The 10,749-nt window shown below is 77.8% G+C and carries 8 protein-coding genes; 2 read left to right on the top strand and 6 right to left on the bottom strand.

Annotated features, from left to right (window positions below; translation table 11 throughout):
* Positions 1-54 precede the first annotated feature (54 nt).
* Genes ACZ7LE_RS16385 through ACZ7LE_RS16395 form a run of 3 tightly spaced genes read right to left on the bottom strand, consistent with a single transcriptional unit; the run spans position 55 to position 4,674 of the window.
* Positions 55-1,605 carry a hypothetical protein gene (locus ACZ7LE_RS16385; protein WP_470404304.1) on the bottom strand — a complete coding sequence of 517 codons (1,551 nt, stop codon included), beginning with the start codon at positions 1,603-1,605 and terminating at the stop codon, positions 55-57.
* Positions 1,586-3,193 (bottom strand): hypothetical protein, encoded by a 1,608-nt coding sequence (locus ACZ7LE_RS16390; RefSeq protein WP_470404305.1) that lies wholly within the window; start codon positions 3,191-3,193, stop codon positions 1,586-1,588. Before ACZ7LE_RS16390 ends, ACZ7LE_RS16385 begins: the two co-directional genes overlap by 20 nt.
* Positions 3,190-4,674 carry a condensation domain-containing protein gene (locus tag ACZ7LE_RS16395; RefSeq protein ID WP_470404306.1) on the bottom strand — a complete coding sequence of 495 codons (1,485 nt, stop codon included), beginning with the start codon at positions 4,672-4,674 and terminating at the stop codon, positions 3,190-3,192. Before ACZ7LE_RS16395 ends, ACZ7LE_RS16390 begins: the two co-directional genes overlap by 4 nt.
* A 190-nt stretch (positions 4,675-4,864) precedes the next feature.
* On the opposite strand from ACZ7LE_RS16395, the gene ACZ7LE_RS16400 reads away from it, so the two are divergent.
* Positions 4,865-6,319, top strand: a complete 1,455-nt coding sequence (locus ACZ7LE_RS16400) for a hypothetical protein (protein WP_470404307.1) — start codon at positions 4,865-4,867, stop codon at positions 6,317-6,319.
* Between the two features lie 95 nt (positions 6,320-6,414).
* Here the strand turns inward: ACZ7LE_RS16400 and ACZ7LE_RS16405 are convergent, their stop codons facing one another.
* Positions 6,415-7,764: a glycosyltransferase gene (locus ACZ7LE_RS16405; protein ID WP_470404308.1), complete on the bottom strand. Its 1,350-nt coding sequence runs from the start codon at positions 7,762-7,764 to the stop codon at positions 6,415-6,417.
* Between the two features lie 53 nt (positions 7,765-7,817).
* Here ACZ7LE_RS16405 and ACZ7LE_RS16410 point away from each other — a divergent pair, with 53 nt between their 5' ends.
* On the top strand, positions 7,818-9,296 hold the full coding sequence (locus ACZ7LE_RS16410) for a hypothetical protein (protein ID WP_470404309.1): 1,479 nt from the start codon (positions 7,818-7,820) through the stop codon (positions 9,294-9,296).
* 143 nt (positions 9,297-9,439) lie between these two features.
* Here the strand turns inward: ACZ7LE_RS16410 and ACZ7LE_RS16415 are convergent, their stop codons facing one another.
* Positions 9,440-10,333: a ketopantoate reductase family protein gene (locus ACZ7LE_RS16415; protein ID WP_470404310.1), complete on the bottom strand. Its 894-nt coding sequence runs from the start codon at positions 10,331-10,333 to the stop codon at positions 9,440-9,442.
* A complete protein-coding gene (locus ACZ7LE_RS16420) occupies positions 10,330-10,740 on the bottom strand; it encodes a hypothetical protein (RefSeq protein ID WP_470404311.1) in 411 nt (136 codons plus the stop codon). The genes ACZ7LE_RS16415 and ACZ7LE_RS16420 overlap by 4 nt, the downstream gene beginning before the upstream one ends.
* Between the last annotated feature and the right edge of the window lie 9 nt (positions 10,741-10,749).

The following is a 10,749-nucleotide window of genomic DNA, read 5'->3' on the forward strand; positions in this document are numbered from 1 at the left end:
GAGTGCTGGGTATTTGTGGGCTGGAACCGGTTCCAGCCCACAAATACCCAGCACTCAGTTGTTTGTGCTCGGCTCGGCCGGCGCGGTCAGCAGCTCCGACCAGCGGGTCAGCAGCGCGTCGATCGTCGCCGTCGCCGTCGGGGTGCGGGGCATGCGGGCGCGGACGGCGATGCCGGCGTCCGAGCGGGAGACCCACACCTGCAGGTCGTCGGCGCGGGTGGCGGCCGAGACGTGGTGGGCCCGCCGTCCGGCGGCCGCGGCGTGCCCCGGCAGTCGCCGGTAGTCCAGGTACGACACCTGGAAGATGTCCGTCCGCGGGAACCGCAGCGGCTGGGGCAGCGACGTCACCACCTGCTCCAGCGGCACCGCGGCCAGCTCGCGCGCGGCCCGTAGCGCCTTGCCGGTCGCGGCCAGCGCGGTGTCCGGGACGGTGTGCCGGACGGCGGGGTTGGCGGGCACGGCCCAGGGCCGGACCTCCGCGGTCGGGGCCTCGATGGCGGAGTCGATGCGCAGCGGCACCGTGGTGGTGTGCCAGCCGACGGCGCCGCGGGCCGCCGCGTCGTCGCGGGTGTGCACCGGCAGCAGGGTCTCCAGGACGGCAGGGCCGCCCAGGTCCGCGACCGCCCGGGCCAGCGTGACCAGCACGGCCGCCGACGTCGACGCGCCGGCCGCCCGGGCGCGCGCCGCGACGGCGTCCGCGGCCGTGGCGTCGGCGAGCGGGCGCACGACGGTGCGCTGCGCCACCCGCTTGCCGTCGGGCACGCCGAGCGGCAGCGGGAACGTGGGCAGCGCCCAGCCGCGGTCGCGCAGGAAGCCGTGCCAGGCCGCGAGCCGCGGGTCGTCGGCGCCGACAAACGGCGGGCCGGCGGTGTCGACCGACGACGGGCCGACGGGCAGCGAGCCGGCTGTGTCGACGGGCGGTGGCCCCACGGGGTCGGCCGGGACCGGGGCGTCGACGATCGCGGCCGCGGTGCCGGCGGGCAGTCCCGCCGCGCGGCCTGGGGCGGCGGGCCGCCCGGCTCCGCCCGGGCCGCCTGCGTGGGCGCTGCCGCCCGTGCGCTCCGCGTAGCGGGCGGCCAGCTCGTCGATCACGACGGTGGTGGACCAGGCGTCGGTGTGCAGGTGGTCCATGCCCAGCACGATCGTCGACCGGTCGGGTCGGCTGATCGCGGCGGGCAGGAACGCCGGGTAACCGAAGGGCGCGCACCGGCGGGTGAGCTCGGCCGCCAGGCGTTCCCGGGTCTCCGCGACCGTGCGCGTGACCGGGCCGTCGTGTCGCCGCCAGACCAGGCCGTCCGGGTCGTGCCGCACGAGGCCCACCAGCTCGGGCGCGGGACGGCGGACCGCCTCGACCCGCAGGCCCGGGTGGTCGGCCACGAGGTCGCGGAAGACGGTCTCCAGCGCCCCGGGGTCGATCGGCCCCTCGACGTCGAACGCGGCGGTGATCCACACGCTCGGTTCGCCGGAACCGGCCCCGAGGAGGTGGTTGCGCTGGTTCCAGGTCGGCGCCGCCGCGGCCGGACGACGGCCCGCCCCAGGCGCGACGTCCCACGTGACGACCCGGCCGGGCGCCGGCTCCCAGAGGTCAGCCGAGAGGACCCGCACCGGTCGCCTCCAGCCGCGCGTCGGGCACGTCCCGCAAATCCCGCACGACGGCAGCCGGGGCGACGTCCGCACCGGCATCCGGATCCGCGTCCGGGGCCGCGGCCTCGGCGACGGCCGCCGCGAACGTCGCCGTCAGCTCCGCGAGGTACCGGTCCACGGCGGCCTGCGCCGCGGGGGTGTCCGGCGTCTGCGTGACGACGTACAGCCGCTCGTGGTCCCGGTTGACCCAGAGCGACGCGTTCGCGGTGCGGCCCTCCCCTGTGAAGTGCAGGCCGTTGTCGTAGGCGGGCCGCCCGACGCCGGGGAACCGCCGCAGGTCGAGATAGCTGATGAGCTGCGGGCTGCCGAGGGAGGCAGGGTCGAGCACGCCGCCGGCCAGCATGACGCCGAGGGCGGCGTGCACCGGCACCTCGGCCACCTTCCTGGCCTGGCGGAACGCCGCGTCGGCGACGGGCAGGGCGGCCGTGAAGGACGCCGACCCCTCACCGTCGGGCACCGGGGCGGCGTCGGGCACCGGGAACGCGACCGGCGCGAAGTTGCACAACCAGCCCTGCGTGGTCTCGAAGCCCGGGCCGCGCGTGCCGACCACGGTGACGCCGAACCAGTCGGACGCGCCGGTCAGCCGGGCGTCCGTGAGCGCGATCCCGGCGAACACCGCGCCGGTGAACCGGGCGCCGTGCGCGGCGGCGAGCACGTCGATGCGCGCGAGACCGGCGGCGTCGAGCAGGGTCGCGGAGCGGATCCTCACGGGTGCGGTCTCGCCCGGCGGCAGGCCGAGGTCCAGCGCGAACTGCGGCAGGCGGCCGCCGTTCGCGGTCACGGCGTCGGACCAAGCGCGGATCTGGGGCGCGTCCGCCGGGGTCGCCGCGGCGAGATCGTGCTCGGCCCGGGCGTGGTCCAGGAAGGACCCGGCCGTCGGCGGCGGTTCGACCGGCGCGGGGTCCGGCCCGACGTCGCCGGACCCCGCGCCGTCGCCCGCAGCGAGCTCCTGCCCGTACAGCTCCTCGATCTCGCTCAGCACCATGAGCTGCGATCCGCCGTCCGTGAACGCGTGGTCGCAGCCCCAGAACAGGCCGAACCCGTCGTCGGTCACGACGGCGCCGAGCGCGAACGGGGCCCAGGAGTCGGGGCGGCACGCGGCATCGAAGGTCGCGTTCAGGTGCCCGGTCACCCACTCGTCCCACGGGAGGCCGGGTACCGGCGAGAGGGCGGGCACGTCCACCGGCGCGAAGTCGACGGCGTCCGCGGGGACCAGGTGCCGCACCGCGCTGCCGCCGTCGGCACAGGCGTCGACGTCGAACCAGGTGCGCAGGCCCTCGTGCCGCCGCACGAACCGGGTCAGGGCCCGGGCCAGGGCGGCGCCGTCGAACGGCCCGTCGAGGCGGGACGCGGTGCCGGTCCAGGCGCGGTGCCGGCCGCCGGAGGCCCGGCGCGCCGCGAAGGCGCGCAGGTGGTCGCCCTGCAGGAACGACGGCGGTCCGGCGTCCGCCGGTGCCTGCCGGGCCGCGGCGAGCGCAGCTGCCGTGGGCCGCACGTGCACCACGTGCCCGGCGCGCGAGGACCAGGTGCCCAGGGCGCCGAGGATCATGCGACCGCCTCGCTCAGGCCGGCGGTGCCGAAGGCCCGGAAGCAGGCGCGGAGCTCCTCGATCAGGGCATCCGTCGCGGCGTGCGCCTCCGGGGTGTCCGGGTAGCGGGTGGAGACGTTGAGGCCGTCGTGCGTGCGCAGGAACCACAGGTAGAGCTCGTCGGTGCCGTACGCGGGGCTGCGCAGGGTGCGGGCGTCCCAGTCGTTCCAGCGCTCGGCCCCGGGCACGAACCGGGTGTCCACGTAGGAGACGGCGAGGTGCGGACCGTCGGTGATGCCGCCCAGCTCGGCGATGCGCGCGAACGAGTACCGCACCAGGGGTTTGCCCGCCGCGACCGCGGCGTGCACACGCTCGACGGCGGCGGTCAGCGCGGTGCCGTCGACCACCCGGCCGGAGCCGGCCCCGGCCCGGCCGGCCCCGCGCGCGTCGACCTCGCGCAGCACAGGGTCCACGCCGGCGAGGTCCAGGTCCACGGGGCACAGGCCCACGTACCAGCCGACGGCGGCGGCGTGCTGCGGCGCGTACCGGGTGTGCATGGGCAGCACGAACCGGAGCCGGTCGATCCCGTGCACCCGCCGCGCGGCGTGCGCGAACGCGGCCAGCACGCCGGACTGGGCGGACGCGCCGCGGGCCCGGCTGCGAGCGCTGAGGTCGTCGGTCTGGTCCGCGGTGGCGAGCCAGGCCGACCGGGAGGCCTGCGGGCGGGCGGCCTCGGCGGCGTCGGCGGCCGGGTGCGTGACGCCCTCGGCGCCGTAGCGGGGGAACGTGGCGCCCGGCCCGAGGAAGTCGAGCCAGCGGTGCACGGGCTCGCCGTCGGCGGCGAGCGTCATGGCGAGCTTGCGGTCCTCGGCGGAGAAGTCCACGTGGGAGCCCACCTCCAGCGCCCGGAGCTCGGCGTCCGGCACGCCCCGGCGGGCGGCGTCGTACAGCGAGACGATCTCCTCGAACCAGAGGAGCTGCGAGTAGGCGTCCATGACCGAGTGGTCGGCGCCGAACGCGAGCACGAAGCCGTCGGGGCCGGGCGAACCGGAATCCGGGACCGTCGGCTCCGGCACGACGCTGGCCAGGACGCAGTGCGGCCAGGCGGTCGGCGAGACGTCCGCGAGCAGGCTGGGCAGCAGCGCCGCGACCTGCTCGGCGGTCAGGTGGCCGACCACGAGGTCGCGGACCGCGACGGCCTCGGCCGGCGCCGTCACGCGCCGCCAGCCGGCGCCGGCGTCGCGGGTCACGGTGGTGCGCAGCACCTCGTGGCGGCTCATCCAGGCGTGGATCGCGCGGCGCAGCGACTCCGCCTCGTACGGCCCGGGGACCCGCAGCACCGAGCCGATCCAGGAGCCCGGCTCGGAGTCGCGCAGGTGCGCCTCGTGCCCCGGTGAGAGGTCGCGCGGGTCCTGCTGCCAGCGTCCGGCGTCCGCCCGCGGCGTCCAGGACGTCACGACCCCGGCGGGCAGGTCGTAGGCCGAAAGCTCGGTGTATTCCATGCGGTCGGGTCCCTCGATCGGTCTGTGGGCACGGCCAGCACGACGTCGGACGAGTTCCGCGGTCCCCTTGCGGCGACCTTTATACCGGATTCGCCGGGTGAAAGTTAGTCCCCCCGTAATGCCCGGTATGGTCGGGATGCTGAAAGCCCACGGTCCCCTCCGGGACCGCGAACCGACCGGAGAGACGAGCGTGACGGACCCGCCACCCGCACTGCGCCTGCAGTTCGCCGACGACATGTTCCTGCGCCGGCACGACGGCGGCGCGAGCCCTGCCGTGAACCAGGTGCTGTGGCGCCTCGACGGCGCCTTCGACGCCGATCGCCTGCGTGACCTGGCGCAGCGCCTCGCCGCCGGGTCGCTGCACCGGCGCGTGGTGCGCGCCCGCGTGCCCGGCGCGCGGCACCGCTGGGCGCCCGCGGGCACCCTGCCGGTGCTGGACCTCCAGACGGCGCCCGTGCCCGAGGGCGGCATCGGCGCCTGGGCGCAGGCCCAGGCCGACGTGCCGCTCGACCCCGCGCGGGGCCTCTCCTGGCGGATCTCCGCCGCGGACGTCGCCGGCCGCCCGGGCGCCGGCGGCGCCGGGAGCGTCGCCGGGTCGGTGGTCTCGCTCACCTGTGCGCACGCCGTCGCCGACGGCGCCGCGCTGATCGACGCCGTGGTGCGCGCCGCGACGCACGCCGAGCCGATCGTCGTCCCCGCACCCGAGCGCGGCCGGCGCGCGCTGCTCGCCGACGCCGCCGACGCCGCTGCCCAGGCCGCCGCCGTCGCGCGCTGGGCGCGGGACAAGGCCCGGGCGAAGGCGCAGGCCGCCGCCCAGGAGGCCGCCCCGCAGATCGAGGCCGGGGCACCGGGCACGCGGCACGAGCCCGTGCCGCCCCCGCCGGACGAGCCCGCGCCCCGCGGCCAGGCCGGGATCGCCGACCCGGGGGGCCCGGCCCCCGCGCCCGCCGACCGCGCCGCCGACGCCGGCTGGCGCGTGCCCGTGCTGCACGTCGAGCTCCCCGCCGACCAGGTGACCCAGGCCGCCGCCGCGCACGGCGGCACGCCCAACACCTGGTTCGTCGCGTTCCTGGCGCGCCTGGTGCACGCCACGGGCCGGTTCCCGGGCGAGCCCGTGCCCGTCGCGCTGCCGGTCTCGACCCGCGGCGCCGACGACCCGCGGGCCAACTCGACCAAGATCGCCCGCGTCACCATCCCCGCCGACGTGCTGGCGCACCGCGACCTCGGCTGGGTCCGGGCGGCCGCCAAGGAGGCGTACACCGCCGTCGGGCAGGCGGAGCCCGGGGTGGCCCCGGTGCCGCTCGAGCTGGTACAGATGCTGCCGGACAACCTGGTCAGCCGCCTGCCGCAGCCGCCGGTCGCGGCCGCGCTGGCGTCCAACCTGGGCCGCCCGCCCGAGGGCTACACGCAGGCGGCGGGCGGCCCGGTCCGCGCCGTGGCCACGCTGTCGCACTACCAGGGCGCGTCGGCCGCGGAGCTGCGCGCCGCGGGCGGCGGGCTGGTCGCGTTCTGCACCACGGCGGGGCGCACGACGACGCTGAGCGTCGCCGCCCTCGACCCCGACCGCGTGGCCGACGCCGACACCCTGCGCCGCCTGGTGCTGGCCGAGGCCGAGGCCTGGAAGCTGCCGGCGGCCCCGTGGTGAGAGGGCGGGGCTGTGTCATCGGGCGCCTGAACCTGCGGTTCCGCTCCGGGCGCGTGCCTCGTTCCTCGGTCCCCACCCTCCGCTGCACCTCCGGCTCAGCCGCCGGTGATCGCGTCCGCCGCCGCCGCGACCGCCTCGGCCGGGGGCACCAGCCGCGAGCCGAGGGCCGCGGCGCGGGCCGCGGTGGCGTCGTCGAGCACCTCGGCCAGTGCCCCGGCGAGCACACCGGGCTGCGTCAGGGTGCTCGCCCGGCGGGCCACGCCCACCCCCGCGCCGCGCAGCAGGTCACCCCACATCGGCTGGTCCGCGGAGTACCAGCCGACGACGGCGGGCAGGCCCGCGCGCAGCGCCGCCGCCGTCGTCCCGGCGCCGCCGTGGTGCACGGCCACGCGGCAGCGGGGCAGCACCGCCGCGTGGTCGACGGCGCCGACCACGCGCACGCGCTTCCCGTCCGGTGCGGGCGACCCGGCCTGCCCGGGCTGTCCTGCCGACCCGGCCGGCCCGCCGGGACCGGCCGCTCCCGTGAAGTCGTTCCAGCCCGCGCTGACCAGCGCGCGCACCCCGAGGTCGGCGCACGCGGCGTCGACGGCGGCGAGCAGCGCGGCCGGGTCCGCCACGGGCATGGAGCCGAATCCCACGTAGACGGGCGGCTCGCCGTCGTCCAGCCACGCGTCGAGGCCCGCGTCCGGCCGGGCGACGCCGCCCGCCGACCCGGCGCCGGCCTCCCCGAGGCGCGCCCGGGCGGCGTCGTCCAGCGCGAGGAAGCCCGTCAGCGGGCGGCGCGGACCCCACTCGTCGGCCAGCCCCGGCGCGAGCACCGGGTCGTAGGCCTGGATCTCCACGGCGCCGGCGTCGCGCAGGCGCGTGGGCAGGTGCACGCGCGTGCCGCCGAGCCCGAGCTCGGCGCGCTGGGCGTTCTCGGCCCGGCGGGTCAGGCCCCAGCGCACCCGCTCGCCCAGCGCCCAGACGGCCCGCGTGGCGCCCGGGCCGCGCACGCCGCTCACCGGCGAGACCACGCGGTTGGCCCGCACCGGGCAGTAGTGCAGGGCCGCCATGGCCAGGCCGCGGCGTTCGGCCACCGCGGCGGCGACCTCCTGGCCCAGCAGGCCGGTGACCACGGTGTCCGCGCCGCCCACGTCGTCGAGCAGTGCGACCAGCCCGGTGCGGAGCTCGTCCCAGCCCGCCGCCGCCACGGCGCGCAGCGCGCGCACCCGGCGCACCGGGTGGGCCGACCGCATGTCGCGCCGCACCAGGTCGGACCCCAGCAGCGCCGCCGAGTCGATGCCCAGCGGCACCGGGTCCAGGCCGAGGCGCGCGGCCAGCGGCACGAGGTTCGGCGCCACGCCGGTGACCACCTCGTGCCCGCGCCGGCGCAGCTCCAGGGCGACCGCGAGGGCCGGCTGGACATCTCCTCGACTGCCCACCAGGGCCATGACATGACGCACGCGCGCAACCTACACGCCCGCCGACCACCCGCCCGCCCGGCACCGGAGAACCAGTGACCAGCCCTGTGACCAGCCCGCCCGCCATCCCGCCGACCGCTCCCCCGACCAACCCGCCGAGCACGGTCTCCCCCGCCGCGAGCAACCGCCTGACCTACGACGACGACCTGTTCCTGCGCACGCGCCGGGTGCTCGGCGTGGCCGTGGTCAACCAGACCGTGTGGCGGCTGCCGGCGCCGCTGGACCTCGACGCGCTGCGCGCCCTGCACCGCGGTCTGGCCGAGGGCCCGCTGCAGCGCGTGGTGCGGCCCGGCCGCCTCCCGGGCGCCCGCGCCCGGTGGTCGGCGTCCACCACGTTGCCTGACCTGCTCATCGGGTCCGCACCGGTGCCCGAGGCCTACGTGCTCGCCTGGGCGGACGAGCAGGCCCAGGTGAGCCTGGACCCGGAGCGCGGCCCGACCTGGGCGCTGTCCGCCGCGCCGACGACGAGCGGCGGGAGCCTGCTCAGCCTCCTCACCTCGCACGTGGTCGCCGACGGCGGGATGCACGTGGGCGCCCTGGAGGCGGCCGTCGCCGCGGCCGCGGCCCGGGGCGCCTTCGCCGGCGGGTACGCCGAGGGCGCGCCGTCGTCCGAGGGCCGCCGTCTGCCCAAGGAGGGCGAGCGGATCCGGACCGGCCTCGTGGCCGACCTGCGCGACGCGACGGACCAGGCGCGGGCCGCCGTGGGCGGGCTGCGCCGGATGGCGCGGCAGGGTCCGGTGCCGCCGCTGATGGCGCAGCAGTCCGCGGACCGGCCCCGGCCCGCCCCGCGGCCCGACGACGCCGAGCCGGCCCACCCGCCGATCGTCGTCGTCGACACGGACGCCTCCACCTGGCACCGCGCGGCGCACGCTGCGGGCGGCACGGCGAACAGCCTGCTCATCGCCGTGTGCACGGAGATCCTGCTCGCCGCGGGCGCCGCACGGGCGGGCATGCCGGTGCGGGTGTCGCTGCCCGTGAGCCTGCGGCAGCCGGGCGACCTGCGGTCCAACGCGACGTCCGGGGTGTCCATCGCCGTGGACACCACGGTGACGCCCGCGCCGGAGCGGGCCGGTGTGGTGGCGGACATGGCACAGATCCGGGCCCGCTCCAAGGCCGAGTTCGCGGCGCTGACCTCCGGCACCCGGGTGGACACCCTGGGCCCGCTCAAGCCGCTCATGCAGATGGTGCCCGACGCCGTGGCCAGGCGGGCGGCGCGCGACGGCACCGCGCCGCTGTGCCTCGCCTCGAACCTGGGCCGGCTGCCGACGGCGTTCGCCGCACCGCTCGGCACACCCGCCTCCAGCGTGCTCATGCGGGGCGTGACGCAGGGGCTGACCCGCGGCCGCCTGCGGCAGATGCGCGGCGGCCTGGACTCGTGGTGGTCCGAGCACAACGGCATCGCGACGCTGGCGGTGCTCGGGCTGGACGACGAGCGGCTGGGCACCCCCGCCCAGGTGCGCGCGGCGGTCGAGAGCGTCTACGCGCGGCACCGGCTGCCGGTCCGGTTCTGGTAACCCCCGCCGCTCACCTCCCCTTTGAGGCCCGGGTTTCTTCGCTTTGAGGCGGCCCAAAGCCAAGAAACCCGGGCCTCAAAGGGGAAGACGGCGGCCGGGTCCCACACAAGGGGGCGGACGGCGGCCCGGCCCATCGGTGTCGCCTAGCGACCGACCGACGCCGCCAGCTTGTCCACCGTCGCGGTGAGCACCGGCAGCACGATGCCGTGCCGCGCACCCGCGCGCAGGATCGCGCCGCCGATCGCGTCGAGCTCGCCCGGCCGCCCCGCCGACAGGTCGGCCTCCAGCGAGCCGACGGTGAGCGGCGGCATCCCGGCCAGCAGGTCGCGCAGGCCCGCGCCCGTGGAGGGCACACCCTCGGCGGACGCGACGGCGGCGATCTCGTCCAGGAGCGCGGCGGTGAGCGCCGGGTCGCGGTCCAGGGCGTCGGCGATCCCGGTCTTCCACGTGGAGGTCAGCAGCGACAGGGCGGCGAGGAACCGCAGCTTCTTCCAGAGCACCTCGGCCTCGGTGCCGCCGGTCTGCAGCACGGCCCCGGTGTCCCGGAGGGCGGCGGTCAGGCCGAGGTCGGCGGCGGCGTCGGGCACCACGACGGTGAGCAGGTCGAAGGAGTGCGTGACGGTCGCGGGGCCGGGGCCCTCGGCGGGCGTGCGGCGCGTCTGGCCCGCGATGGTCGCGCCGAACACGGCCGCCTCCGGTGCCGCCGCGCGCAGCGGCACCATGTGCTCGACGCCGTTGAGCAGCGCGATCACCTCGACCGGGTCCGCGGCGCGGAGCAGGTCCGCCGCGGCGGCGACGCCGTCCGCCTTGACCGCGACCAGGACCTGGGCGCCCGCCGGCACCGTGGTGGACGCCGCGAGCGGCGCGTGCCACGACCCGAACATGTCGGAGACCACGTCGAGCCCGTGCTCGGCGATGTGCGCGGCGGTCGCCTCCCGGGCGACCACGGTGACGTCGTGCCCCGCGCGCTGCATGAGGGCGGCCATGAGACCGCCGATCGCACCCGGGCCGACCACCGCGACCGGCACGGCGCTCACGCGGCCATCCGCACCGGAGGGTGCCCCTTCGACCCGGGGATCGCGGTGGGCCGGGCCGCCTTGCGGCGGCGGATCGTCACCAGCACGCCTGCGGACGCCGCCGCGAACGCCAGCACACCGAAGCCGGTGGACCACGCGTCCAGGTCGACCGAGAGGGCGAAGGCGACGATCGCGCCGACCGGGGCGACCATCCCGACGAGCACGGAGATGCGGGCCAGGCGCATGGCACGGGCGATCCGGGCGACGGACCACCCGACGACCGCCCAGGTGAGGACGGTGAGGGCGGCGCCACCCACGGAGGCGAAGATCTCACCGGCGTTGTGCGCGCCGGACGGAGGCCCGAACCAGAAGAGCTCGGTGGTCGCCACAAGCACCAGGAACCCCACGATCGCGGCCGTTCCGGTCACGAGAGAGCG

It is taken from the genome of Promicromonospora sp. NPDC110617, assembly GCF_055598465.1.